The 25,514-nt window shown below is 61.2% G+C and carries 19 protein-coding genes; 4 read left to right on the top strand and 15 right to left on the bottom strand.

Annotated elements, in window-relative coordinates:
* Positions 1-26: 26 nt before the first annotated feature.
* Together ACVWVQ_RS02200 and ACVWVQ_RS02195 are read right to left on the bottom strand one after the other, a co-directional pair.
* A complete protein-coding gene (locus ACVWVQ_RS02200; protein ID WP_457506677.1) occupies positions 27-962 on the bottom strand; it encodes a DNA adenine methylase in 936 nt (311 codons plus the stop codon).
* A gap of 32 nt (positions 963-994) precedes the next feature.
* On the bottom strand, positions 995-2,968 hold the full coding sequence (locus tag ACVWVQ_RS02195) for a peptidase M3 (protein WP_457506644.1): 1,974 nt from the start codon (positions 2,966-2,968) through the stop codon (positions 995-997).
* A gap of 478 nt (positions 2,969-3,446) precedes the next feature.
* On the opposite strand from ACVWVQ_RS02195, the gene ACVWVQ_RS02190 reads away from it, so the two are divergent.
* Entirely contained in the window at positions 3,447-4,997 is a 1,551-nt protein-coding gene (locus ACVWVQ_RS02190; protein ID WP_457506676.1) for a YifB family Mg chelatase-like AAA ATPase, read from the top strand.
* Positions 4,998-5,084: 87 nt separating this feature from the next.
* Here ACVWVQ_RS02190 and recF read toward each other — a convergent pair whose 3' ends face one another.
* The 4 genes from recF to rppA all read right to left on the bottom strand — a co-directional run bounded on the left by recF (position 5,085) and on the right by rppA (position 9,338).
* Positions 5,085-6,251 carry a DNA replication/repair protein RecF gene (gene recF, locus ACVWVQ_RS02185; protein WP_457502350.1) on the bottom strand — a complete coding sequence of 389 codons (1,167 nt, stop codon included), beginning with the start codon at positions 6,249-6,251 and terminating at the stop codon, positions 5,085-5,087.
* Positions 6,252-6,417: 166 nt separating this feature from the next.
* Complete coding sequence (locus ACVWVQ_RS02180) at positions 6,418-7,110, bottom strand: DNA-binding protein (RefSeq protein WP_457506642.1); 693 nt, start codon at positions 7,108-7,110, stop codon at positions 6,418-6,420.
* A 49-nt stretch (positions 7,111-7,159) separates the two neighbouring features.
* Positions 7,160-8,626 carry a sensor histidine kinase gene (locus ACVWVQ_RS02175; protein ID WP_414374970.1) on the bottom strand — a complete coding sequence of 489 codons (1,467 nt, stop codon included), beginning with the start codon at positions 8,624-8,626 and terminating at the stop codon, positions 7,160-7,162.
* Between the two features lie 22 nt (positions 8,627-8,648).
* Positions 8,649-9,338, bottom strand: a complete 690-nt coding sequence (gene rppA / locus ACVWVQ_RS02170; protein WP_414355523.1) for a two-component system response regulator RppA — start codon at positions 9,336-9,338, stop codon at positions 8,649-8,651.
* 92 nt (positions 9,339-9,430) lie between these two features.
* On the opposite strand from rppA, the gene ACVWVQ_RS02165 reads away from it, so the two are divergent.
* Positions 9,431-9,814, top strand: a complete 384-nt coding sequence (locus ACVWVQ_RS02165) for a hypothetical protein (protein ID WP_457506640.1) — start codon at positions 9,431-9,433, stop codon at positions 9,812-9,814.
* Between the two features lie 317 nt (positions 9,815-10,131).
* Here the strand turns inward: ACVWVQ_RS02165 and ACVWVQ_RS02160 are convergent, their stop codons facing one another.
* From ACVWVQ_RS02160 to ACVWVQ_RS02140, 5 genes are all read right to left on the bottom strand, one after another.
* On the bottom strand, positions 10,132-11,019 hold the full coding sequence (locus tag ACVWVQ_RS02160; RefSeq protein WP_011434267.1) for an ABC transporter substrate-binding protein: 888 nt from the start codon (positions 11,017-11,019) through the stop codon (positions 10,132-10,134).
* 335 nt (positions 11,020-11,354) lie between these two features.
* Positions 11,355-12,656, bottom strand: a complete 1,302-nt coding sequence (locus ACVWVQ_RS02155; protein ID WP_457506638.1) for an energy transducer TonB — start codon at positions 12,654-12,656, stop codon at positions 11,355-11,357.
* Positions 12,657-12,702: 46 nt separating this feature from the next.
* Positions 12,703-15,132, bottom strand: coding sequence for a TonB-dependent hemoglobin/transferrin/lactoferrin family receptor (locus tag ACVWVQ_RS02150; protein WP_457506636.1), 2,430 nt, complete (start codon positions 15,130-15,132; stop codon positions 12,703-12,705).
* Between the two features lie 65 nt (positions 15,133-15,197).
* On the bottom strand, positions 15,198-16,031 hold the full coding sequence (locus ACVWVQ_RS02145) for an ABC transporter ATP-binding protein (protein WP_457506634.1): 834 nt from the start codon (positions 16,029-16,031) through the stop codon (positions 15,198-15,200).
* Positions 16,028-17,071 (bottom strand): FecCD family ABC transporter permease, encoded by a 1,044-nt coding sequence (locus tag ACVWVQ_RS02140; RefSeq protein WP_457506674.1) that lies wholly within the window; start codon positions 17,069-17,071, stop codon positions 16,028-16,030. Before ACVWVQ_RS02140 ends, ACVWVQ_RS02145 begins: the two co-directional genes overlap by 4 nt.
* 466 nt (positions 17,072-17,537) lie before the next feature.
* Between ACVWVQ_RS02140 and mutS the strand changes: the two genes are divergently transcribed.
* Positions 17,538-20,207, top strand: a complete 2,670-nt coding sequence (gene mutS / locus ACVWVQ_RS02135; RefSeq protein ID WP_457506632.1) for a DNA mismatch repair protein MutS — start codon at positions 17,538-17,540, stop codon at positions 20,205-20,207.
* Positions 20,208-20,225: 18 nt separating this feature from the next.
* Here mutS and ACVWVQ_RS02130 read toward each other — a convergent pair whose 3' ends face one another.
* A complete protein-coding gene (locus ACVWVQ_RS02130; RefSeq protein ID WP_457506630.1) occupies positions 20,226-20,765 on the bottom strand; it encodes a cofactor assembly of complex C subunit B in 540 nt (179 codons plus the stop codon).
* 600 nt (positions 20,766-21,365) lie between these two features.
* Here ACVWVQ_RS02130 and sigC point away from each other — a divergent pair.
* Complete coding sequence (gene sigC / locus ACVWVQ_RS02125; protein WP_414374965.1) at positions 21,366-22,466, top strand: RNA polymerase sigma factor SigC; 1,101 nt, start codon at positions 21,366-21,368, stop codon at positions 22,464-22,466.
* On the opposite strand, the gene murJ is transcribed toward sigC, so the two are convergent.
* The 3 genes from murJ to ACVWVQ_RS02110 form a co-directional block, all read right to left on the bottom strand.
* Positions 22,463-24,109, bottom strand: a complete 1,647-nt coding sequence (gene murJ, locus ACVWVQ_RS02120; RefSeq protein WP_457506628.1) for a murein biosynthesis integral membrane protein MurJ — start codon at positions 24,107-24,109, stop codon at positions 22,463-22,465. The two genes, sigC and murJ, sit on opposite strands and share 4 nt — an antisense overlap.
* A gap of 224 nt (positions 24,110-24,333) precedes the next feature.
* Positions 24,334-24,510: a hypothetical protein gene (locus tag ACVWVQ_RS02115; protein WP_457506626.1), complete on the bottom strand. Its 177-nt coding sequence runs from the start codon at positions 24,508-24,510 to the stop codon at positions 24,334-24,336.
* Between the two features lie 151 nt (positions 24,511-24,661).
* A complete protein-coding gene (locus ACVWVQ_RS02110; protein WP_457506624.1) occupies positions 24,662-25,492 on the bottom strand; it encodes a HEAT repeat domain-containing protein in 831 nt (276 codons plus the stop codon).
* Positions 25,493-25,514: the final 22 nt, after the last annotated feature.

Genomic DNA, 25,514 nt, shown 5'->3' with positions numbered 1-25,514 from the left:
TGCTCCGCACCGCTATCGCGTCCACCTTAGACGGTTCTGGGGCAAAACGGGATCCCTTCCGGCCCACTGCAGGCGGTGGCCAGGCTGGGATGGCTCAGCACCAAGACCTCGGTGATGGGACCGCGTTTGTGGCCCTGGGCGTTGATGGCACGGCTGGCGGAGATGGTCTGGATGGGGTAATCCCGGTACAGTTCCCGCACAAAGGGGCAATCGGAATTGGAGAGCAGCACCTGCACGCCTCGGTCGGCCAAGGTTCCAAACACCTCTCGCAGGCGGATCTGTTCCGCTTCGCCGAAGGCAAACCGGCTGTAGGCGGTGAAGCTGCTGCTGGCAGAAAGGGGATGGTAAGGGGGATCCAAATAGACGAAATCCCCGGGTTTGGCTCGTTCGAGCACCTGCCAAAACGGCTGCACCGCGATCTCCACGCCTTGCAAAACCCGTGCCACAGCCCGTAGGTTCTCCGCGTCGCAAATGCGGGGATTACGGTAACGGCCCAAAGGGACATTGAACTCTCCCCGCGAGTTTTCCCGGTAGAGGCCATTAAAACAGGTCTTGTTCAGATACAGCAGGCGGGCAGCCCGTTGCGCCGGATCTTCAAATCGAGCCGCGCGGATGGTGTAGTAATAATCCCGGCTGTGGTGGGCTTGGTGGTGGCTGAGCAGGGCGATAAGCTCCTCCACGTGATCCCGCACGCAGCGATACACATTCACCAGCTCAGGGTTGATATCCGACAAAACAAAGTGTCGAGAACCCGATGGGATCCCTTGGGCCAGATGAAAAAAGACCGCTCCACCCCCCAAAAAGGGCTCGTGATAGGTGTTCCAGGCGCGAGGAAAAAAGGGTTCGTATTGGCTCAGCAGTTGCCCTTTCCCCCCTGCCCATTTCAGGAAGGGACGCGCTTTAATGGCTGGTGCTGCCGGAGTGGGTTCGCAGGAGTCGGGCGCAGGATCTTCCCGCCGCAGGGCATGCCTACGTCCAAGAGAACAAGGGTGGGTCAGCGATCCGGATCCTCTTCCAGCAGCTTTTCTAGCGTCTCGATCCAATGCTCCAGCTCCTCCAGCGCCTGCAACACTCCCCCTGGGTCGCTCAGATCCGCCTGCAGCATCTGGGTGGCTTCTGCCAAAGTCAGGGATCCGGGCGGGCTGGCCAACCAACGAAGGTAGTGGGGCAGAAAGTTGCGCGGAGAATCATGATAGCGGCGGTGACAGGCCAAGGCCACCAGGCTGGCAAGGCTGGCCTGATAGGCACTGAAGGGGCGGAGAAACAGCTCCGGCATCCCCACCCAGTAGAACTGGTGTTCCGGCAACAGTTCCACCGCATCTCCGCACAGCTCCTGACACAGCTTCAACCACTCTTCGCTCACCCAGGAGGAGTAGGCTACACCGTTTTCCCATTCGGGGATCCCCGACCGATAGAGGAGCAGCTCCAGCCGACCGATCAAACCCTGGTAAAACACCGCCTGCAACTGGGCTTCCAGATGATGTATCAACAGGGCCTGGGCCAACTGGAGGCTGCCGGAGCGTTCCCGCCAGCGCTGCGGAGCAGTTTGCCCCTCTGGGTCGTAAAGAGCAGGCCTGCCCATGCGAGGGGATCCCACTGCTGAGGCAACCAGGTGATCCAGGAGTATTTGCTGCAAAAAGATGGTGTGGGCCTGCACCCCCCACGCTCGCGGCAGCAGTGCGGAACTCCCCTGCATCTCCTCCAGATCCAGCCAAACTTGGGGATCCTCAGGCCGGAGCCGCTGGCTGATGATAGCAAGAACCTTCAACAGGAGCTCGCTCCCGCCGGATCCCGTTTCTCCCGACCTGGGCGAGAACTCCGTTTCGCCGGGGCGAAAGGCTGCGCCCGCTGCGCGATTGGGCTTGTCTGCCTCGATTGCCGAGCCGACTTCTAGCAGCCAGGGTTTGGCCTGGGCCGCACACTCGGGGCAGAAGTCCTGCAGGGCTGCCCAGATTAGAGAGGTGGCCTCAGCAGAGGTCAGGGGCGGCACGGGATCCCCCCAGGGCGCATGCAGATCGCAGATGCGAATGGAACGTCCCATTGTTCTGCTTTTGAGGCGGTAATAGTGCTGGAACAGGTCAAACCGATCGCGGATCCCTTCCAATAGGTTCTCCAAAAAGGTCTGAGTCAGGCCCTGGCGGGCCAGATACAGCTCGGCAGCAGAGTCATAGCCCCGCCATTGGGCCTCCCACAGGTGGTCGCGGATCAGGGTGCTGAGGATAAACCCACCCAGATCGGCATGGGCTTCTAGGTGTTGGACTAGCCGCTGGTAGGCCACCCAGCGGATCTCCGCGCTGGCGTGAGTTTGTAAGCTCTGCAGCTGGACAAGGGTGTGATCTGGGAGCGCGGCAGGCGAGTTCAGGGTCACTTGCCACAACTGCCGCCAAGCTAACCTTCCTGTTGGGTACTGTTGGTGGAGCAGGCACTCCAGAGGCTCCGGTTGTTGGTGACCCCGCTGCTGCAGGAGGCGACACAAAAACTGGCGAAAGGGGCGCAGCTCCGGCTCGGCACAAGCAGCGGCCAAGGGATCCGAGGGCCGATCCTCTCGCTCCTGCGGCGTCTCAGCTGCGGGTTCGCCGAGGGGAACGGCGGTCAGGGATTGCAGTTCCAGGGGGAAAAACAACAGCTGGCTCTGCAGGGAGATGACCCGCTCCAGATCCCTCCAGCTGGGGTTTGCCTTCGTCCAGGCCATCTCTGGTTCGGCCTCAGCCGGGATCGCTGTTGGAAGGCTGCTGCTCTCGCAACCCTCGGCAAGATGGGCTGCCAGGGCGAGCGCCTGCGTCAGCTCCGACAACTCCTGCAGCGCCACCGCCAGCTCTGGCGGGCTGAGCTGGACCACCTGCCCCCGGTAGCGCTGGGCAAACTGCTGCACCTGCTCCTCCAGTTCATTCCAGGTTAGGGCGCGCTTTTTCCCAGAGCCAGAGAAACGCTCGAAAGGGGGTTCAGCAGCAGGAAAGACCACCGGCATCAGCCTCCTAGAGATGGGGTCGTCCCTCTGTTGGCTTGTCGGCAGAGGGGTGTGCCCGCCTTTTGACCTCTGCCAAAGGGCAAATGGCTGGGGAAATCTGGGTTGGAGGTGCAGGCTGCGATCAGAGGGATCCGGATCCCTGCTATCCCCCCCTGGGGGTTCCCATCCTGGTCAGAACATAGCCTCACCGCTGCTGTGCTGCGCAAAGGCGGCAGCAACAGCCAACCCAAGCCTGAGCCATTCGGCAAGCTCGGATCCGGGATCCCGCATTCCCCGCATTCATTAAAGACTGCGACTGCGAAAACCGACGTGCCTCCTTTGGGGCAGGAAAAACCTGAGATGATTGTGACATTCTCCTTGGGCAAATGCAGCCGGCAGCGTGGGGATCCCAATTTCGGCCAGGATACGTGTTGGGACAGAATAGGCCTGCGGCCACTTGTGCAAAGGGTAAAAGAACTATCCGAGGGAGGTGACTGCATTGTTTGCTCAAGTCACTGCTGCCGCTCTGCTGGGACTCCGGGCCGTGCAGGTTACGGTGGAGGTGGATGTGGGCGGTGGCTTGCCCCAGATCACCTTGGTGGGACTGCCCGATACTGCCGTTCAGGAGGCCAAAGAGCGAGTGCGGGCGGCGATCAAGAACTCCGGCTTTGCTTTACCCCAGCGGCGGATCATCGTCAACTTGGCCCCTGCCGATCTGCGCAAAGAGGGCCCCAGCTTCGATCTGCCCATTGCCATCGGGATCTTGGCGGCCTCCGGGGTGATCGAGGGGGAAGCGCTGGCCAACACCCTGATGGTGGGGGAATTGGCCCTAGACGGCACCCTACGCCCGGTGGCCGGGGTTCTGCCTATTGCCGCCAGCGCTGCCGAGATGGGGATCCGCCGCCTGGTGGTACCCCAGGAAAATGGGCCGGAAGGAGCGGTGGTGCAAGGGATCCAAGTGTATGGGCTGCCCTCCTTGGCGGCGGTGGTGGGCTGGCTGCAAAACCCAGAGGGAGTTGAGCCGGTGCGGATCCAGCCAGAACAGATGTTGCCAACCGAAACGGAACCCCTGCTGGATTTGGCCGATGTGAAGGGGCAAGAACATGCCCGGCGGGCTCTGGAGATCGCGGCAGCCGGCGGGCACAACCTGTTGCTGGTGGGCAGCCCTGGGGCGGGCAAAACCATGTTGGCCCGGCGACTGCCCGGCATTTTGCCCCAGTTGCAGTGGGAAGAGATGTTGGAGATCACCCGCATCTACTCGGCAGCCGGCCTGTTGCGGCAAAATCTCCACCTGGGTGGACAAACCGCCTTGATCACCCAGCGGCCCTTTCGCGCGCCTCATCACTCGGCTTCGGCAGTGGCCTTGGTAGGTGGGGGATCCTACCCCAAACCCGGCGAGATCTCGCTGGCCCACCATGGCATCCTCTACCTGGATGAGCTGACGGAGTTCCGGCGGGAGGTGTTAGAGGTGCTGCGCCAACCCCTGGAAGACGGCAAGGTTACCATCTCCCGCGCCCGCGTTTCCCTGGAGTTTCCCGCCCAAACCACCCTGGTGGCCTCCACCAACCCCTGTCCCTGCGGCTTTTACGGGGATCCGGTTCACCCCTGCACCTGCACGCCGCAACAGCGGGAGCGCTACTGGTCCAAACTTTCGGGGCCCCTGTTGGATCGGATTGACTTGCAGGTGCGGGTGAGTCGCCTCAAGCCGGAAGAAATTGTTCGCGCCCAGAGCGGCGAGCCCTCCCAAGCGGTGCGGCAACGGGTGGAACAAGCCCGGCAACGGCAACGGCAGCGCTTCCAACAGGAGCCCGGGATCCACTGCAACGCCCAGATGCAATCCCGCCACCTGCGGCAGTGGTGCTCCCTTTCGGATCCCTGTCGCAAGCTCTTGGAGAACGCCATCCAAAAGCTGGGCCTGTCTGCGCGGGGGAGCGACCGCATCCTCAAGGTGGCCCGCACCATCGCCGATCTCGAGGGCGCGGAGGCCATTGCCCCCACCCACATTGCCGAAGCGATTCAATACCGCAGCCTGGATCGCGCTCGGCTGTAAAGCCCAAGCGCTCGGCGCCGCTGACGCGACCACCCCCAGCCCCCCTCCCAGATAGGGTTTCCCTCACTGCCAGAGCTCCGGCCTGCCCTACGGGATCCCACCCCCTGTTTTGTCGGGAAAAAGCTGTCCCCCCTGCACCTGAAGGATTTGGGCGGCTTTGAGCCAGCCGGCGTCGAAGGATCCCAGGTGGGTGGTGGTAACCAAGGTTTGCACGCGCTCCTGAATGGCTTCCAAGAGTTGGTTTTGCCGGTGCAGATCCAGCTCGGCCAGCACATCGTCCAAGAGCAGCAAGGGCGGATCCCTGACCACCTGCTCGATCAGCTCCAGCTCCGCCAATTTCAGAGCCAAAACCAGAGTGCGCTGCTGGCCTTGGGATCCATAGGCGCGGGCGGCAACTCCGTTAATGCACAGCTCCACTTCATCCCGATGGGGGCCCACCAGAGAACTGCCCAGGGAGTGTTCGGCGGCGGCTTTGGCGCGGATCTCGGCCAAAAACTGGGCTTGGATCACTTCGGGGCTGGCCTGGGGATCCGGCAGGGGCACTTGGGGTCGATAGGTAAGGGTCAGGGTTTCCCGTCCACCGCTAATGACCCGGTGCCAGTGAGCAGCCAAAGGCTCCAGCCGTTGCAGCAGCCGGGCGCGGCGGCGCATAATTCGGCTACCGGTGGTGGCCAGTTGGGCATCCCAGAAGGCCATCTGCGAGAACTGAACGCCAGCAGCCGCTTGCGTTAGCGGGACAGAGTCCTTGGGATCCTGCTTCAAAAGGGCGTTGCGCTGCCTGAGGATCTGGCGATATTGCTCCACCAGGCCGAGATAAACCGGCTCCAGTTGCAGCAACACCCCGTCCAACCAATGGCGCCGCGTCTCCGGAGCGCCCCGCACCAGCTCCAGATCCAGGCTGGAGAACACCACGGCATTCACCTGTCCCAAAAAGTCCGCCTGGCGGCGCAGCACCTGCCCGTCCACCTTCAGGGATCGCCTGCCGCTGCTGCGCAGCTCCATCACCAGCTCGTGGGCCACCCCCAGCCGTTCCACCGTGGCGGCAATCCGCGCCTGCTGTTCTTCTTGATGCACCAGCTCCCGATCCCGAGCGGCCCGCCGCGAGCGTAAGGTGGCCAACAGCTCCACCGCTTCCAGCAGGTTGGTCTTGCCCTGGGCGTTCTCCCCCACCAGGATGGTTTTGGGCGCGTCAAAGGTGATCTCTTGATCCCGGTAGTTGCGAAAGTGGCGCAGGTGCAGAGAACGCAGGTACACTAAGGGCAGATGTAAAGACGCGATCAATATCTAACCAAGAACAGCCCCCGCTTTGGGGGCTTTCACTTTAACCCAACTCCAGCAGGGGCCAGAGAAGATAGAGGGGTTAACCCCGGAAACTCAGCCAGCAGGGATCCCCTCTATCCCCAGTTCCGGGTAGGCCAGATCAGCGCCTGGTCAGGGTAGTCATCCCCCCGAGGCGCTCAGCCGCCAACAGGTGTAGGGCAGCGCGGGCGGCGTAGCGGGCAGCTTTGCTACGGCTGTAGTCGGCGAAGGTGTAGCTGCTGGGATCCGTACTTACGTCGCCCAACAGGTTCTGCACTTGATTCTGCAGGTCAGAGACGCTGCCGGAGTTGATGTTGGCGAAGGCCATCTCCGCTTGCAGCCGGCTGAGGTACTCCTGAGCCCGGAAAGGGGCCTCGAAGAAGGAACGGCCAGGGCGGCCCATGAAACCCAGCTCCGCTTCGTAGAGAACTTTGGCTGCTTTGGCTAAGTTTTCCGCTGCTTTGGCCTGCTCGTGGGCGGCGAAGAAGTTCCCCGCCTCAAGTGAGGCTTGGGCGTTGGTGAAGCTCTCCTGGCCGTGTTCCAAAAGGCGGGCAGCCTCTGGGGAAGACCCCCGCTGAGAGAGGAAGCTGGCTTCGGCCAGGTGTCGCTGCGCCTTAGCCAGATCGCGGCTGGCTCGCTCAAGATCCCGCGGGCGCTGCCAAGTTGGCTGTACCTGAAGGGGAGCTGTGGCTTCAGGAGCAGAGCGTCTGCCCCGCTGGGCTTGCGCCGGGGATCCCAGCACCAGGGGGGTGAGCAGAACCAAAATCGGCAGAGAACAACCCAGAGCGCGAGCAAAAGAGGAACGAATCGTCATTGGTCATAGACTCCAATCGACAGGACAAGCCGGTTTGGGTTATCGCGGCTCATCTTGAGAATGGCGGAGAAAAATGACGTGAAGATGACAAGGGCAGCTCTACCGTAAATATCGATCCCTCTCCCACTTGGCTGGCCACTCGCAGGGATCCCCGATGGGCGGTGACGATCTGCTGGGCCAAGGCCAGGCCCAGACCGAACCCACCCGTATGGCGAGCACGGGTTTCATCCACCCGGTAAAACCGCTCAAACAGATGGGGCAGATGCTCGGGGGGAATGCCAATGCCTGTATCCTTGACGTGGAGGTAAGCGCGCTGGCGCTGGCTTTCCAGGCTCACCTGCACTGTGCCGCCTGCAGGGGTGTACTGCAGGGCATTGCGCAGTAGGTTCTCGATGGCCTGCCGCAGCAGGGCAGCGTTCCCCCGCACAAGCCAACCCCCAGAAAGATCCGTCTCAGGCAGGTGGCATTGCCAGTGAAGGCCAAGGGCCTCAGCTTGGGGGCGGTATTGCTCGCTCAGCTCCTGCAACAGCGCTCGCAAATTCAGAAGCGGCAGATCCTCCAGGGGCAGGGATCCCTGCTGGCGGGCCAACTGCAGCAAGGTATCGATCAGCACGCTGAGGCGGCGGGCACCGCTCACCACCTTTTCCAGGCGAGGTTGAGCTTGTTCCGGGGCCAGCAGAGCCATTTGAGCATTGCTCATCAGGGCGGCCAGGGGGGCGCGCAACTCGTGGGAAGCATCGGCAGTGAAGCGTTGCAACTGCTCGTAGGAGCGACGAATCGGCTGCATCGCCAGCCCCCCCAAGATCCAGCCGGCCCCGCCGATCAACGCCAGCGTCAGCGGGATCCCGATCCCCAACCCCCAGCGCAAGCGACCCAGGGTAAGTTGCAGCGGTTCCAGGGGCACCGCCAGTTGCAAGTAGCCCAGTAGCTTTTCCTCCTGCTGCACCGGCAGCGTGAGCTGGCGCAACAGTAAGCCGCTCTCTCCTTCCACCGTTTGGAAACCCAGTTGGAGATGGTGAGGCGGGCCATCCAAGTCAAACAGCTCCAGAGGAGGCCGGGATCCCGTGTACTGGCGCAGGGATCCCAAGCTTTCCCTTCCGGTGCCGGGAGCAGGATCGAACCAGCGCACATAGGCCAAGTGATGGTCGAGGGGTTGGGTTTTCCCCCCCAAAAAGGGCACCTCGTTCAACACCAACCGCCACTGCCCCTGGCGCAGCTCGTACTTAATGGCTGCCGCCATGATCCCGGCCTGAACCTGCAGCTCCTCGTCAAAAGCCTGCAACTGGTTCTCCACTTCCAAGCGGTAGAAGACGGCGGCAAACACCAGCAGGATCCCCCCCATGACCCCGGCAAAGCTGCGGGCCAAGCGACGGCGGCTGTGGTGAAACACCAGGGATCCCGTCCCTCTTGTCGCAGCCTTCTGCCCCAGGTGCGGCTGAAGGGGGTGTGCCAGGGAAACCCAGTTCCAGCCCAGCCATGGGAGAGAATGCTTGTGTTCAGCTCTTTTCACCTCCATCGCCACCCCCTAGAAACTGCTTTCATGGGTTCTCTTCTGGAGAGGCTATGCGCAGCCGGTACCCCTGGCCATACACCGATTCCAGCCAATCTTGGGCCTCCACCTCTTTTAACCGTAGCCGCAACCGCCGCACCAACGCAGCCACGGCATTGCTCTCCGGCTCACAGCCCCATTCCCACACCGCCTGCTCGATCTGGCCCCGACTGAGCACCTGGTTGGGATGGCGCATCAGGTATTCCATCAATTGAAACTCCTTGCCCGAAAGCTGTACCTGCCTCCCCTGCCGCTCTAGGGTCAGGCTGGCCAAGTGCAAGTGCAGGGATCCCAGGCTGAGGCTGTCTCCTTGCCATTGGGGGGAACGGCGTCCCAAAGCCCGCACCCGTGCCAGCAGCTCCACCAGATCCACCGGCTTGACCAAATAGTCGTCCGCCCCCGCATCCAACCCCTGCACCACATCCGATGTTGCGTCTTTGGCAGTTAACATCAGCACCGGCGCACATCCCCCCGATTGGCGGTATTGCCGACAGAGCTGGATCCCGCTTGGCCCCGGCAGCATCCAATCCAAAATCAGGAGATCATAGGCTTTCTCCTCCATCAGCCAGGCAGCCATCTCCCCTTCCTTGGCACAGTCAACCACGTGGCCGCACTTGGACAGGGCAGCCTGTAAAGGCTCCAACTGTTCCGGGTCGTCCTCCACCAGCAAAATTCGCATCGTCCTGTGCGCCGTTGACCAAGACGGCCAGTTCCCACTGCCCAGGCTAGGATGGATCACGGAAATAGCCCTCTGCAAGGGAGAGAACAACGGTGGGGTGGCCCAAAATCCATCGGTGGCAAGATCTAGGGTTTGATTTTTGGCTGGTGCTGCCCTTGGCAGGGCTTCTTTTTGTGGCGGGGGGAGAGTGGGTGACGGGCCAAGCGCTGAGCCGTCCTCGCCGGCTAGAGCAACCTTTGGCGATTCGCAGCCAGCAACAAGCCACCTTGGCTCTGGATATTCTTTCCATTCAGGCGGGGATCCGCCGCTCCCGTGGCTACACCAAGGTGGAGGTGACTACCACCAATCCCCACCTGCGCAAGCTGGAATTTGAATTTCCACAACTGGATCCAGACCAGGTGTCGGCTCAGATTGCCCAAGAGCTTGGCCTTGCTCCCGAGCAAGTGCAGCGCCTGACCCGCTATAGCTTGGACTAGAGCATGACTCTAGTCAATAATAAGCTCAACTATACTGAAAATAATGTATAATATGTTCAGTACGGATTACTACCAGTTGATCTTTCTGTTTACTTTCGAGTCTGCCAACATGGTAGCCAAAGCAGAAAATTGGTAGTAAGACGACACGGAAACTGCGCTTTGGGTATTCTACTCAAAGCTTTGCGGGATACCGCCATTCTGTTTGGACTCCGTCCCGCTAACGCGAATGGAAACAAACAGAATGCTATCGCTGCATAGTTGAACAGTGATGTTCAGCAGTGTTCAGCGTAAATGTATCAGAGACACTCCAAGTCCGTTCAAAAAATGCGGGCTAACTGCTCGCAGGCAACTCTAATTTTCTCCAAGCTACCGGGATTGACCAAGCCGTAGTAGTCAAATCCATAAACTTTCCCAGTTTGGACGGCTTGCAACCGATTCCAAAAGGGGCGGGAACGGAAAAACGCCAAGGGATCCGCCGCCTCCGGGTTGACCACCAGCAGAACTTCTGGGTTGGCTTCCAGGATGCGCTCTGCCGAAAGGGTGACGTAGCCCCGAAAAGGCCCTTGGCTTTGCAAGGTAGCGGTGAGATTGTCCGCGCCAAAGCGTTCCAGCAGATCCCCGGCCCAGCTTTGCCGGTTGGGAGAAAGAATCGGCTGGGTGCCCACCAAGAGCAAGGTTTTGGGTCGAACGCGGGGCAGTTCCTGGGGCAAAAGGGATCCATACTGCCGCAGCAAGGGATCGGGATCCGCCCCCAAAGCAGCAGCCAGGGTGGCAATCGTCTCTTCCAAAGCAGCCCAACTGTCCACGCGGGTGAGGTAGGTGGGGATCCCCAGCTCCTGCAGCCGTTCTGCCAGAGCCTCGTGAAAGCCACTGGCCCCCACCACCCAGTCCGGTTGTAGGGCCACAAGCTGCTCCAGGTTGGGTTGGTTGCCCAGCCCCAGGCGGGTCAAGCCTTGGAAGCGGGGATCCTCCTCCAACAAACGACCGGCAGGGATCCCCACCAACCTATCGGGGGCCAAGCGATAGAGGATATCGGCAGTCAAGGTGGTGAGGCTGGCTACCCGACGAAAAGGACTCTGTCTCGCTGACAGGAGTGGCTCCTGAGGGATCCGACCTTGGGCTTGGGCCAAACGCCCCATTCCCCAGGCCCCCACGCTGGCCAGACCAAAGGCGAACAGTTGACGGCGAGAAAGACGAGACAGCATAGACAATCTGATACATTTACGCTGAACACTGCTGAACATCACTGTTCAACTATGCAGCGATAGCATTCTGTTTGTTTCCATTCGCGTTAGCGGGACGGAGTCCAAACAGAATGGCGGTATCCCGCAAAGCTTTGAGTAGAATACCCAAAGCGCAGTTTCCGTGTCGTCTTACTACCAATTTTCTGCTTTGCTTTGGCTACCATGTTGGCAGACTCGAAAGTAAACAGAAAGATCAACTGGTAGTAATCCGTACTGAACATATTATACATTATTTTCAGTATAGTTGAGCTTATTATTGACTAGAGTCATGCTCCAAAACAATTCCCAAACAGCAATCAATTGAGGGTGAACTGGATGGGCACCACCACCCAAGACTCGATGGGGGCGTTGTTTCTCAAGGCCGGGCTGAATTCCCACCGCTGCACCGCCTCCTGCGCTGCCCTATCCAGGGCGGGAAACCCACTGGAAGAGACGATCTCCACCTGCTGCACCTGCCCCTGGGCATTGACCTTGGCCCGCAGCAGCACCTGCCCCTGTTGGCCGAGACGGCGAGCTTGAGGAGGGTAGGGGGGCGGAGGATTGCGACCGGGGATCGGGCGGGCCAGGATGTCCGGCTGGGGGTTGGCAGCCACTGTCGGTGGGGAGGAACTGGGGGTGGCAGGTGTTGGGGCAGAGGAATGGGGTTGGGCTGCACCTATACCGCCAGGTGTCCCAGTTTCAGGATCCCTTGGCCCCAATCTGCTCTCGCTGCCGGGGGAAGGCGGAGCGGCGGCAGTCTTTACGCTGGAACGGATCCCTTGGATCAAGGGGGTAAAGCGGGGCAGAGGGGTGCTTGAGGTAACCGGGGCGGAGGTGAGTGGAGTCGCTGTAGAGGTGGGGGTAACCGCCGGAGTTGGGGTGGGCTGTTGTGGCGGAGGAGTGGGTTGCGGGGTGGCTGTCGGTAATGGGGTCAGTGGAGGAGTAGGGGTGGGTTCTGGCTTTGCCGTGGGAATGGGCGTAGGGGTCGGAGTTTGCAGGGCCAGCAAAGATTCAGCCTCCGGGATGGCTGGCATCTCGATCTCTTGGGGCACAGGCTCCGGTGGGGATAGATCGTCTGCAGGGGGCGATTCCGGGGCCGGGCCGGGCGGCTCTGCTGTTGGCTCTGGTGGGAGAGATTCTATGGATTCTGAATCCGGTTCGAGCAACTGTGGCTCGGGATCCTCCAGCAAAAGCGTGACTGGGATCCGGAGTTCTGCGTCTGATAAAGGCCGGGATCCCCACCAAGCCAGCCCCAGCAGCGCCATCAGGTGCAAGAGGAGGGAAATCAACCCCTCCCGGCGCAGCGGTCGGGGATCCCTGGCTCGCAGGTGGAGGACGGTCCCCGGCGGATCTTCCCCCTCCTGGCAAGCTGTCCAGAGGGCAGCCCAGCTATAGCCGGCCACCCAAGCCTCTTGCAGCAGCTCCTCGGCACACTCCAGCCAGCCGCTCTCTCTTGCGCCAGCCCAAAGCCACAACGCCAACCAAGCCAGCCCCGCCTCCCAGGCCATGCCCGCCTGCTGCCAATACCACCCCTGCAGTCGCCACAAAAGCTGGGGACAGGACTTCCGAAGAAGAGAGAGGGATCCCTTGGGGGTGCGGGCAGGTGGCTCGGCAAGCATCGGTTAGAGCAGGATCCAGAGTAAACACGGCCTCAGGTCTTGGCCCCTAAAACCGGGTGGAAAAACTGAGCGCAGCATGCCGTCCCGGCTGGGCCCGCCGTTCCACTTCAGGGCCGACAAAGAGAGAGCGGGTTTCGGAGTAGAGAAAATACTTTTCATCAAAGAGATTGAACACCCCGAAATTCAATTGCCAGTTGTCGTCCAGGTTGTAGTAGCCCAGCAGATCCACCACGGTGTAGCCCTTGGGCACAAACGGAATTTGAGGTGGAGCGTTGGGGTTCGGTTGCACTACCTCCCGTTGCGGGTCGCGGGGATCCGCCACCAGCGTGGCCACCAACCTGGCTCCCCAGATCTGGCTGGGATCGTCGTAGTGCAGTCCCAGTACTGCCGTCAGTGGCTCAATGGAAAGGAGGGGTTTGTTTTCGGTGAGGTTATCCCCCACCGCCCAGGCAAAGCTGCCATTGAGGCTCCAGCCGGTCAAATCGGGGCTGAAGAAGTACTGCCCGGTGGCTTCTACACCATAGATGCGGGCCCGACTGACGTTCTGGCTCTGAAAGAGAGTCACCGGTGGAGGTGGCGGGCTCCCTGGCGGGCCGGGGGGTGAAGGCTCGGATCCCACCTCCCGGAAAGCCTCGATAAAGTCGTTGTAGGTGTTGTAGTAGGCGGCCAAGCTAAAGCTGGCCTGGGGGTAGATCCCCCGCAACCCCACTTCAAAGCCTTGGCTGGTTTCCGGTCGCAAGTTGGGATTGGAAAGGGTGCGGTAGCGGAAGAAGGGGCTGACCAGGTTGGTGAAGCCGCTGTTGATTTCGTTGTACTGAGGGGCCCGAAAACCGGTGTTGTACTGGGCCGTAAAGGTGAGGTTGGGATTAATCCTCCACACCAGGCCCACCTTGGGAGAAATGGCATCGGCAAACAGGCTGGCGGCTTCTGCCCCACTTTTCAAGAAGGCTTCGTCAGGGCTGGGGGTGAGGCGGTAGGTGTCGTAGCGGATGCCGGGGATGAGGGTAAAGTTGCCGCCCCCAAAGTCGATCTCATCTTGCAAATACAGCCCAAAGCGCACGGTATCGGAGTCGGGAAAATCTTTGGTGGGAAAAGTGTCCGGGGGGATGTTTTGGGTGACTGCCCCGGTCAGCAGGTTGGTTTGGAAGCGGTTGCGGGGACGTTCGTTGCGGGTGGTGGAGATCTCCATTCCATACACCAAGCGGTGGGAGAGATCCCCGGTTTGGAAGCGGCTCTGGGCCTGTACGCTGGCTCCCAGAATGTTGCTGACCAGCTCGTTGAAGGTATCCCGACGCACAGGCACGGGCCGATCTTGTACCGTGAGGGTGCGTTCTTCCACGCTGGGCTCCTGGGTGCGGGCCGGCTGGTAGTAGATCTGGACGGTGGCCAGCTCAAAAGCGGGGGTATCGGGGTTGGCGTAGCGATATTCCAAGCTGAGGCGGCTGCGCTCGGTCTCAATGGTCTCCCTGAAAAAGCGGATGCCGGGATCCAGGTTGCGGGGCGAAAAGGTGGTGGTGGTGCGGTTGTTGAAGTATTCCGCCGTCAGGGTGAGGCTGTCAAAGGGACTGAAGCGATAGACCAGCTTGGCCAGAACATTGTCTCCCTCCACCGTCTGCCGATCCTTGAAACTGGGATCCGCCTGGATATCCGGCTCTCTGGCGTCGCGGCGAGTGTAGATGAGCAGGGCCTCCAAGTTATCCTGCCGACCCGCCAAGCTGAGGGTGTTGACGTACCCTTGGTTTTTGCTGTCGTACTGGCTGGACAGGCCCACATGGCTGTCCCGTTCCCCCAGCAGATTGGCTGGATCCAGGGTGGTATAGGTCACCACACCCCCCAGCGCGTCGCTGCCGTAGAGGGTGGAGGCGGGGCCGCGGATAATTTCTACAGTTTTCAGGGTCTCCAGCTCAAAGGTATCCCGGCCAATGGTGAAGGGGCCGAAGGAAAATCGCTCCGGCTGGCGGATCCCATCCACCTGGATCAACACCCGGTTGGCGTCGAGGCCGCGGATGTTGAAGTCCTGCAGGCCGTAGCGAACGCTGCGCCGCACGCTCACCCCCGGCTCGTAGCGCACCAGATCCTGAATGTTTTGAACCAGCTCCCGCCGCAACCGCTCCCGGTCGATGACGGTAATGCTGGCGGGCGAGTCGGCCAAGGTGCGCTCGGTGCGAGTACCGGTTACGGTGACCTGTTGCAGGTTAAAGATCGGCGTGCCTTCCTGCTGGAGAGCCCGAAGTTCGGCCTGTAGCCGCTCCACCTCTGCCTGATCCCCCCGCTGGCGGGCAGCTTCGATTTGCGCCTCCAGCTCCCTAATCTGCTCTGGCAGGGTGGTCGGTGCAGGGGTGGCCTGGGCCAACAGCGGCGGAGTTGTCGAATCAGGGATCCGGGCATTGGGCTGAGCCTGGGACAGGGATCCCCAGCCCACTCCCAAACTCAACCCCAAACTCACCACCCGCCACCAACGACCGTTCACGCGCATAACCTCTCATGCTCCTCGAAATCCACCCCAGGAAAAACTCACTGCAAAACCGGACAAACCCTCCCTCAGCACCCTGACACCGGCAGGGAGAGGAGCCTTGCTGCCGCTGGAGCTGTGCTGCGCAGGGGGCAAAGCTGTGGCCCTACCGGAGTCGAGATCCACTCCACCTCCAGGCCAAACACCTGTCGCACCTGGCTGGGGGTCAACACCGCCAAGGGAGACCCCAGGGCCTGCATCTGGCCGGATCCCAGCAGAGCCACCCGCCGGCTGTAGCGAATGGCCAAGTTCAAGTCGTGCAGCACGGTCACCACCGTCAGCCCCTGCTCCTGTTGCAAGCGCTGCAACAGCTCCAGCAGCTCCAGTTGGTGGCGCAGATCCAAAAAGGTGGTGGGCTCATCCAACAGCAGCACCTGCGGCTCCTGCACCAAAGCCAGCGCCAGAAAAGCCCGTTGCCGCTCGCCCCCCGAGAGGGTTTCCACCCGCCGCAGGGCCAGGGATCCCAATCCCGTCTGCTCCAGAGCCCACTCCACCCGCTGCCGATCCGCCCGCGTCAACTGCCACGCCCACCAGGGCTGGTGGGGAGACCGCCCCAAACTCACCAGTTGCCGCACCGTCAGCCCTACCGGGATCTGCGGCTGCTGGGGCAAAAGGGACAACTGCCGTGCCGCCTGTTGGGGGGTGAGCTGCCGGTGCAGATCCCGACCGTCCAGGTACACGCGCCCAGCTTGGGGAATCAGAACCCGACTCAACAGCCGCAGCACCGTCGATTTGCCCGAACCATTGGGGCCGACAATGCTCAGCCATTCCCCCTGTTGCACGCTGAAGCTCACCTGTCGCACCACCGTCCGGGATCCGTAGCCCCCGCTCAAGTCCTCGACCTGCAGGATGGGCTCTCTCATCGCCCCGCCCCCTGCTGCCGCAGCAGCCAGCCGAAAAAGGGAGCCCCCATCACAGCGGTGACAATCCCCACCGGCAGCTCTATCGGGCCCAAACGGCTCAGGATGTCGGCACCGCTCAGCAGGGTCGCCCCTGCCAAGGCAGAAAGGGGCAACAGCCAGCGGTAATCGGATCCCACCCCCTGCCGCACCATGTGGGGCACCACCAAACCGACAAAGCCGATCAACCCCCCCACACTGACGGCGGTTGCCGCCAGCCAAGCCGCCACCAGACCAATCACCACCCGCGTCCGCGCCAGAGGGATCCCCAAGCTCACCGCCATCTCTTCTCCCAGGCCCAGCAGGTTCAAAGCCCGCGCCTGCGCCCAGCCCAGCCCCAGCCCGACCAGGATGTACACCCCGGCCACCCGCACCTCCGGCCAGCCCCGCCCGCTCAAGCTGCCGATCAACCAGGTGAGAGCCACCTGCACCCGGTCATCTGCCATCAACAACAAGGTGGAGCTAATGGCCCCAAACAGGGCGCTGACGGCCACCCCCGCCAAGATCAGCCGCTCCACCGCCAGTCCCGAGGGAGTACGCGCCAACCCGTACACCAACACGGTAGTCAGCACCCCGCCCACCCAAGCGGCCAGGGGCACCCAAGCCGTCCACTCTCCCAAGGTGAGCAACCCCACCGCCGCCAGGCCCGCCCCCGCCGAAATGCCCAGCAGGTAGGGATCCGCCAGCCCATTGCCCAGCATCCCCTGCAACAGGGCCCCTGCCATCCCCAGAGCCGCCCCCAGCAACTGGGCCAAGAGCGCCCGCGGCAGCCGCAACTGCCAAACAATCGTCTGCCGAATGGGATCCCCCTGCCCCCACAGGGCTTGCCAGAGTTCTGGGAAAGTCATGGGAACGGATCCCAAAGCAATCGAGACCAAAAGTACTAGGAAAATGAAACTCAATAGCAAACAGGTCAAACCGATTGGCGAGAGCAGCCGCTTTCTTTGCCCCCAGCCTCTGCCCCCCTCAACCTCTGTATACGGACACTCGCGATCGACCAGCACCGGGAAAACCTCTCGAGCTTTGCCCAGGAAGAGAGCCTTCTGAGGCCAAGAAACCCCCTCCGCCCGCAAGGGCGGGATGGAAAACTCAGCCAAGTTGGCCAGGCCTCCCTCCCGAGCTTTATTGAAAGTCAAACTCAACAAAACGTAGTCGCTAGAATAGCAAGGCTTCTTGGATGTTGCAAGTCAGTTTCAATAGCTTGTGCTTAAATTTCTCCCTCTTGCGCTTCAGGGCTTTTGGACAAGACCGGGCAGCGCCTCTGCCCAGCCATTCAGACTTACCTCAGGGGGGATCCAACTACCCTGAGCGAGGTCATGGCAACCAACCGCGAAATGGGAATCAGGGGAGAAGGGCTGGGGAAACGTCTCAAACTTCATCTAGACCTGGATCTAGAATGGCCCAAGCTGGTCGGCCCGAGTTGGCTAGACTCCGAACCTTCAGCCCATTGCTTGCCCACGTTTTGATGCCATGAGTTCTTCCGCCGAGCCTACTTGGGATGCCTTAGAGGTGGATCCCACCCTGCTCACCCCCATGATGCAGCACTATGTGGAGCTGAAGCGGCAGTATCCCCACGCCATCTTGCTCTACCGCCTGGGGGATTTCTACGAGATGTTCTTCCAGGACGCCCAGCGGGTGTCGCGGGAGCTGGAGCTGGTGCTCACCGGGCGGGAAGCAGGGGCCATAGGGCGGGTGCCCATGTGCGGGATCCCTTACCATGCTTTCGACCGCTACGCTGCCCAGTTGGTGGCCAAAGGCTATGCCCTGGCCGTCTGCGACCAGATGGAGCCGGCAGATCAGGCCAAGGGCTTGGTGCGGCGGGAAGTGACGCGGGTGATCACCCCTGGCACCGTCCTCGAAGAGGAGCTGCTGCAGGCGCGGCAAAACAACTACCTGGCAGCCGTCGTGCGGCTCAAAGGATCGAAGCAGGCTCCCTGCCGCTGGGGCCTAGCCTATGCGGATATCTCCACCGGCGAGTTCTGGGTGTGTCAGAGCGAGGGGCAAGAGCAGCTAGAACAGGAGCTGGCCCGGCTGCAGCCGGCGGAGATCCTGCTGCCCACCGAGGAAGGGCTGGGCCTGGGCTTAATTCGGCCTGGGGATCCCCAAGCTCCCCTGGGCCTGCCCGGCCAGTACACCTATACCCTGCGCCCGGCGGAGCCCTTTGAGCTGGCGGTGGCGCGAGAAAACTTGCTACAGACCTATGGCCTGCGCTCTTTGGAGGGCTTGGGCTGCAAGGGGCTGCCCCTGGCAATTCGGGCGGCGGGAGGGCTCTTGCACTACCTGGAGGAGACGCAAAAGAACCTGGTGCAGCCTTCTCCCCAGGGGGGCCACCCCCTCCTACGTCCCCCTCGCACCTACCAGTTGACGGATTACCTCATCTTGGATGCCCAAACCCGGCGTAACTTGGAGCTCACCCAGACCATCCGAGAGGGATCCTTTGTCGGATCCCTGCTCTGGGTGCTGGATCACAGCCGTACAGCCATGGGGGGGCGCACTTTGCGGCGCTGGTTGCTGCAGCCTTTGCGGGATCTAGAGCAAATCCGCCTTCGCCAAGACACCATCCAAGAGCTTTTGGAAAACCCTTCTCTGCGGGCCCGCCTGGGATCCCTTCTGGACTCTCTGTACGACCTGGAGCGGCTGGCCAACCGCGTCGGATCGGGCACCGCCAACCCGCGCGAGATGGTGGCCTTGGGATCCTCCTTGGGCAAACTGCCCCAGTTGGCCGAGCTGGTGGGGGAAGCCAAGACTCCCCTCTTGCAAAGCCTGCAACAGGTGGATCCCGCCCTGGTTGAGCTGGGCCAACGCATCGAGCACACCCTCCTGCCCTCCCCTCCCCCTGTGCTCACCGAGGGGGGCCTCATCCGAGCCGGCGTGGATCCCGAGCTGGACAGGCTGCGGCAGCAGGTGGAGCAAGACCGCCAGTGGGTTGCCCAGTTGGAAAAAAGCGAGCGCGACCGCACTGGGATCCCCACTCTCAAGGTGGGCTTCAACAAGGCCTTCGGCTACTACCTCAGCATCAGCCGTGCCAAGGCCCACCAAGTCCCCAAAGAGTACATCCGCAAGCAAACCCTGACCAACGAAGAGCGGTTTATTACCCCCGAGCTCAAAGAAAAAGAGGCCCGCATCCTCACAGCCCAAACCGGCATCAACCAGCGGGAATACGAGCTGTTTGTGCAGTTGCGCCAAGAGGCAGGATCCCGGGCCGAAGCCATCCGCCAAGTGGCCCAGACCCTGGCTGCCGTCGATGCTCTGTTTGGCCTGGCGGAAGTGGCAGTGCAGCAGGGATACACCCGTCCCCTCCTCACAACAGACCGCCGGCTGATCATCGAGGAGGGTCGCCACCCGGTGGTGGAAAAATCCCTGCCCCAGGGCCTCTTCGTGCCCAATTCGGTGCAACTGGGATCCCCCCACGGCCCCGATTTGATCGTCCTCACCGGGCCCAACATGTCCGGCAAGTCCACTTACCTGCGGCAAATTGGGCTCATCCAAATCCTGGCCCAGATGGGCAGCTTTGTCCCCGCGCGGCGGGCAGAGTTGGGCCTCTGCGACCGCGTATTTACCCGCATTGGCGCTGTGGACGATCTGGCTACCGGCCAGTCCACCTTCATGGTGGAAATGAACGAGACCGCCAACATCCTCAACCACGCCGGCGAGCGCTCCTTGGTGCTGCTGGACGAGATTGGCCGAGGCACCGCTACCTTCGATGGCCTTTCCATTGCCTGGGCGGTGGCGGAATACCTGGCCACTCAGGTGCGCGCCCGTACGGTCTTTGCCACCCACTACCACGAGCTCAACCAACTGGAGACCTTGCTGCCCAACGTGGCCAACTTTCAGGTGGTGGTCAAGGAATTGCAAGATCGCATCATCTTCTTGCACCAGGTACAGCCTGGGGGGGCAGATCGCTCCTATGGCATCGAGGTGGGACGCATGGCTGGCCTGCCGCAGCCGGTAATCCAGCGGGCCGAACAGGTGCTGGCCTTGGTGGAAAAACACAGCCGCATCGGCCTGGGCTTGAGAAACCAAGGGAAAAGCCGCCTCGCCCAAAAGAACTCCAAAAAAGAGCCCGCTCCCAATGGGATCCCCGACCCTGCCGTTGGGGATCAACTGTCTTTGATCCCAGCACCTCTCTTTCCCGATTAGCCTTAGACTCCCCTACCCCTAATCCAGATCCCGTTCTTGCAACCCCAGGGCTGCAGCCAGCCCATCCAGCTCATCCCGATGCCCCTCCACCCACAGGTGGGATCCAGAAGCCGTTGGCGTTCGTTCCCAGGACGAGAGCGGGACAGAGTCCTCGTCGGCTTCCTGCAGTTTCAGGCGGATTTGTTCCGGGCGTTGGTTGCGCTGCCGGTAGTACCAACCCGCCCAAGGAGAAGCCAGCACCACCATCCAGGGCCAAGCTCCCCACCCCGGCTCAAGGGTCTGCAGCACCAAGGCCAAACAGGCCAGTCCCGTCCCCGCCAGCCCCGTCAAAAAAAGGGCCAGCCCCACGCTAGCCTGACCCTGCCCTGCAAAGGTGGCGATCCCCTCGGCATCGGCGGACTGGAGACGATAGCCGCGCCCTTCCAAGTGCTCTCGCAGAGCGGATCCCATTTCTTCCAGGCTGCGACTGCTAAAGTAGAGGCGACTCTCCACGCGATCCTTGCCTGCAGCTCGCAGAAAAAAGAATAGACCGATGGCCAATAGAGTCGTCAATGCCAAGGTTGAAACCTTTTCCCCCGTCAGCGGGGCTATGGCCAACCCAAGTGCCTGAGCAGAGCCCAGTCTGCCCAGAGGAAGGGGGTTGACCTGTTCGGGGAGTCTGGCTCCCCCACAGCTGGGTGGGATAGGTGAATGGGAACAGTTCATCGAATAGAATCGAATAGATTGGAATAGGCAAAGCAATTTACACGCTACCTTTGAAGTTTAGACCCTCTAGGATGGATGGGTTACTTCCCCCAAGGACGAGCTGCTGGGTTCACCCTGAGGGCAATACGCTTTTTCGCAGTGGCGGTGACGGTTGAACTGGGGGGATCCTACGCTGGCTCTCATGTCTCTGGGCTGAGAAATGCAACTATAATTAATTTATGATAAGGGGCTCACGCTCTCCGTGTGACCCCTCCGCTGCTACTTCAGCCTTTCCCTATGGGGCATGGGCAGGAGGTCGGGTTGAGGAAGAGGTCAATGTGTGATTTTCCTCCGAATGCCGCAAGGCGTTGAGCAAAGGGGAACACTTAAGCTTAACCCGCTCCACATCGTTTACCATCCCTCTCTCAGCCCACCGGACTGTCCACCCCTGTCGCTACATCAGCAACACCCTACATGTCTAACTACGAACCTGAACTCAACGACATTTTGTTGGATGGCCCCGCCGATCTCCTCGATGCTGCCGAAGAAGCAGAGGTGGATCTGGCCGATGGCGAGTTTCTGGAAGAGGAGCCAACCCGCCGCTCCACCGATCTGGTGCGTCTCTATTTACAAGAGATTGGTCGTGTTCCTCTGTTGGGGCGCGATGAAGAGGTGGCCCTGGCCCAAAAAGTCCAAGACTACATGAAGCTCTTGGATTTGCGCCTGCGCCTGCAGAAAGAGTTGGGACGGGATCCCACTCTTGCGGAATGGGTGGCCAAGGCCAACCAGTACCCCGAGTGGGCGCAACTGACCCCTGAAAAGCTGCAGCAGGTTCAGCGAATTGGCAAGCGTGCCAAAGAGCACATGATCAAGGCCAACCTGCGCCTGGTGGTGTCGGTGGCGAAAAAATACCAAAACCGCGGCTTGGAGCTGCTGGATCTGATCCAAGAGGGTACGCTGGGCCTGGAGCGAGCGGTGGAAAAGTTTGACCCGAAAAAGGGATACCGCTTCAGCACCTACGCCTACTGGTGGATCCGGCAGGGCATTACCCGTGCCATTGCCACCCAAAGCCGTACCATTCGCCTGCCCGTCCACATCACCGAGAAGCTGAACAAGATCAAAAAAGCGCAGCGCAAGCTCTCCCAGGAAAAGGGCCGTACTCCCACCATCGAAGACATCGCCTCCGAGTTGGAGATGACGCCGCCTCAAGTACGCGAGCTGTTGGTACGGGTGCCCCGCTCGGTTTCTCTGGAAACCAAGGTGGGCAAAGACAAGGACACCGAACTGGGGGATTTGCTGGAAACTGACGACATTTCTCCAGAAGAGACCATGATGCGGGAAGCCCTGCATCGCGATCTACAGCAGTTGCTCTCGGATCTCACCAGCCGCGAGCGGGATGTGATCCGCATGCGTTTCGGCTTGGGGGATGGGCGCACCTATTCGCTGGCGGAAATCGGTCGCGCCTTGGATCTGTCGCGGGAACGGGTGCGGCAAATTGAGGCCAAAGCTCTGCAGAAGTTGCGTCAGCCGAAGCGACGCAACCGCGTGCGAGATTACCTGGAAGCTATCAGCTAGTTCCGGCTTGCCCACTGGCTCCCCCAGCGTCCTACCCGTTTCCGCAGTCGGGCTGCTGCCCACTCCACTTCTGGGATCCGCAGGTAGAGAGCTCCGGCGGCGAACAAGCTTAGACCTAAACCCGCGGCCAGCCCGGCCCAAATGATGGCGGTGAGCAGGGGAGACCCCACAATCTCGTAGGAGCGCAGTTGGGTCCACAGCCAATGGCTGAGCCCCCCGGCCAAGACGGTGATCCCCAGCAACGGCAGCAGGGCTTGTCCCATCTCCTGCCAAGGGATCCCCGGCAGGTGCCGGTGCAGCCGGATTCCCAAACCGATCAGCGCCACCAGATTAACCCCCGCCGTGGCCAAGGCAATGCCCGGCGCTCCAAAAGCCTGCAAAAATAGAAAGTCCAGTAGGGCATTCAGGCCAATGGCCATGCTGCTGATGCGCAGAGGCGTAGCCCCATCCTCCAGGGCATAGAAGATCCGCACCAGCACATCCCGCAGCAGGTAACCGGTCATCCCCAGACCATAGGCCATGAGCAGGGCTGCCACCTCTTGTGTCACCTCCGGCGTAAAGCGCCCCCGCTGGTAGGCGACTTGGACAATGGGCTCGGCCAAAGCCACCAACAGCATCGACAGGGGCAGGGTCACAATTGCCGTAAGCATCAGCCCTTGGCGGATACGCTGGCGCAGCTCCGGCCAACGGGATCCATCCCCTGCCAACTGGGCATAGAGAGGCATCAAGGGCACCAGCACCATGTTGGAGAGGATCCCCAGCGGCGTTTGTACCAGAAGCTGGGCATATCCCAAGTTGCCGATGGTGCGATCCCCAGGTACGAAAGAGGCAAAAAACAGATCCACATAAACATTGATGTGGATCATCCCGGAGGAGATCACCGCCGGCAACATCAGCAAGCCCACCGCCCGTACCTGCGGGGATCCCCACTCAAAGCGCAGGCGCGGTCGCCCCAGCCCTAACCGCATCTGGAGCGGAACTTGGGCCAACCATTGGGCAATGGCCCCGATGAGCACGCCCCAGGCCAGCAAAGTTGGGATCCCCGTCCATCCCAGCGTGACCAGGATCCCGATCACCGCCAAGCTGGAGATCAGCGGGCTAAGGGCAGGCAAGGCATAGTGTTCGGCAGCATTCAGCGCTCCAAAGCCGATGCCAATCCACCCCGAGAGCAAGGCCAAAGGGGCCATGATCCGCAGTTGCGCAGCGGCCAGAGCATGGACTTCGGGGCTGGCTCCCGGCGCATTCAGGCGCACCACCCAGTCCGCTCCCCACCAAAGGCCCAAGCTGACCAGCAGGAGCAGGCAGCCTACCAAGGTGGAAATGGATTCCAGCCAGGCAGCCGCATCCTCCCTGTCCCGATCCCGCTGCTTTTTGAGGACACTGACGATGGCGCTGTGAAAAGGGCCGTTGATCCCTCCCAGCAGAATCAACAGAAAACCGGGCAGGATGTAGGCTACCCCGAAGGCGCTGTACTCCGGCCCCGAGCCATACACTGCTGCAATCAAAGCTTGGCGAATAAAGCCTATGCCCTTACTGAGCAAGGTCGCCCCGGCCACCAAGCCCGCCACCGACATCAACGAACGGGATGGCCCTGCTGAAGGAGATCCCCCAGGGATCTCTTCCTGAGTGGCAGACTCCTCCATTACCTTGTGTCCTGCACCCCAACCACTGCCTCAACAACACAACAAACTGATCCCGGATCCCTCTTTGAATCCCAGGAGCCGCTTCCCATTATCGGGAATATCGAACCCTTCTGGGCAATTGTCGGGCATTAGCTGGATCCCTTGGGCAGGCAGCGAGCTTGTCAGGCCAACAGTTGCCGTTCCTGTGCCAGGTGCTGCAACAAATGCTCATCCCCCCGGTCGCGTCAGCGGGACGGCGTCCTTTGGGTTTCCTCGACCAAGGTCATGAAGTGCTTCCGAGAGGAGACAGCCGCTGCCGGGATCCCTTGCACCTCAGGGATCCTTGCTGTTGCCCTTGCTCCAAAACTGAGGGCGGCACCTCGATACGGGAAGGCAAAAGACTGAGGCAGTGCTACAGCCACGGAGCCCAACCCTGGTGCCGAGCGGACAGATTCTGACGGCTTTGAATCGCTGCAGAGGGATGCACAAACTCATGGGCAATGCCTTGATAGGTCAGTTGCAAAGGACTCCGTCCCGCTAATGTGAACAGCAAGGGCCCAGAAGCACCACCGCTCACAGCAGCTCGTCGATCAGCCGGAGCACCTGGTGCAGCTCAGCACCGGGGATCCTTTGATGTTGTTCCAGGTTGATCTCCACCAACTGTTTGAGGGCGAGGAGCTTCAGGTTGACCTCCACCGCCGCCACCGCAATGGCTTGTGCTGCCGGCAAATAGCCACTGGCCCCCAAATCCAAAAGGGCAGCCCGCCGCAGATGGATGTTGTCGTGATCCAACACCGACAGCAGGCGCTGAGCAAAAGTCGGATCCCCGGTGAGACGATAGCAGGCCCGTGCCGCCGCACATTGCAAGCGAATGGAAGTGTGCTCTAGGTAAGGACGAATTGGCTCCAGGGCAGCAGCCACCTGCAGTTGTCCAAGAGCCTCGATAATGGCCTCTAGGGCGGCTTGGGCTTCCGTCTGCAGTCCTCGCTCCACAAAGCGCAGCCCTTCTAGCAAAGCGGATCCCAGCTTTTCCACTTCGTCGGGATCCCTGTTGAGGTTGTTGGCAAGGGCAATCTCAACCAGTGCCTGGGCAGCCGCTGCCACCACTTGGCCATCAGAGCAAGACAAAGCCGCCTTCAGGGGAGGGATCCCGGCGAGGGATCCCAGTTTACCCAAAGCACGAGCAGCGTTGCGCCGCAGCGGATATCCCCCTTGAGCGGTGCGATCCGTTTCATCGGCCAGGGCCTCGATCAGGGCAGGGATCCCTTCGGCAATGCGCATGCGCCCCAGCCACCAAGCCGCATAGTAGCGTTCCCCCGGATCCCCGTGGCGCAGCTTGGCGATTTGTCCAGCCGGGGTGAGATCCACCGACGGATTGGGATCCAGAGGAACAGCAGTGGTCATGGAATCGACAACGGAGAAGACA

Source organism: Thermostichus sp. MS-CIW-36 (assembly GCF_054059035.1).
Note: the sequence above shows the minus strand (reverse complement) of the source record. Positions and strands in the feature narration are given on the sequence as shown.

Excerpts from the sequence above, each read along its gene's own strand:
- ACVWVQ_RS02195 (WP_457506644.1), bottom strand. The coding sequence starts at position 2,968 with ATGCCGGTGGTCTTTCCTGCTGCTGAACCCCCTTTCGAGCGTTTCTCT.
- ACVWVQ_RS02180 (WP_457506642.1), bottom strand. The coding sequence starts at position 7,110 with ATGACGATTCGTTCCTCTTTTGCTCGCGCTCTGGGTTGTTCTCTGCCG.
- ACVWVQ_RS02175 (WP_414374970.1), bottom strand. The coding sequence starts at position 8,626 with ATGGAGGTGAAAAGAGCTGAACACAAGCATTCTCTCCCATGGCTGGGC.
- rppA (WP_414355523.1), bottom strand. The coding sequence starts at position 9,338 with ATGCGAATTTTGCTGGTGGAGGACGACCCGGAACAGTTGGAGCCTTTA.
- ACVWVQ_RS02160 (WP_011434267.1), bottom strand. The coding sequence starts at position 11,019 with ATGCTGTCTCGTCTTTCTCGCCGTCAACTGTTCGCCTTTGGTCTGGCC.
- ACVWVQ_RS02155 (WP_457506638.1), bottom strand. The coding sequence starts at position 12,656 with ATGCTTGCCGAGCCACCTGCCCGCACCCCCAAGGGATCCCTCTCTCTT.
- ACVWVQ_RS02150 (WP_457506636.1), bottom strand. The coding sequence starts at position 15,132 with ATGCGCGTGAACGGTCGTTGGTGGCGGGTGGTGAGTTTGGGGTTGAGT.
- ACVWVQ_RS02145 (WP_457506634.1), bottom strand. The coding sequence starts at position 16,031 with ATGAGAGAGCCCATCCTGCAGGTCGAGGACTTGAGCGGGGGCTACGGA.
- mutS (WP_457506632.1), top strand. The coding sequence starts at position 17,538 with ATGAGTTCTTCCGCCGAGCCTACTTGGGATGCCTTAGAGGTGGATCCC.
- sigC (WP_414374965.1), top strand. The coding sequence starts at position 21,366 with ATGTCTAACTACGAACCTGAACTCAACGACATTTTGTTGGATGGCCCC.
- murJ (WP_457506628.1), bottom strand. The coding sequence starts at position 24,109 with ATGGAGGAGTCTGCCACTCAGGAAGAGATCCCTGGGGGATCTCCTTCA.
- ACVWVQ_RS02110 (WP_457506624.1), bottom strand. The coding sequence starts at position 25,492 with ATGACCACTGCTGTTCCTCTGGATCCCAATCCGTCGGTGGATCTCACC.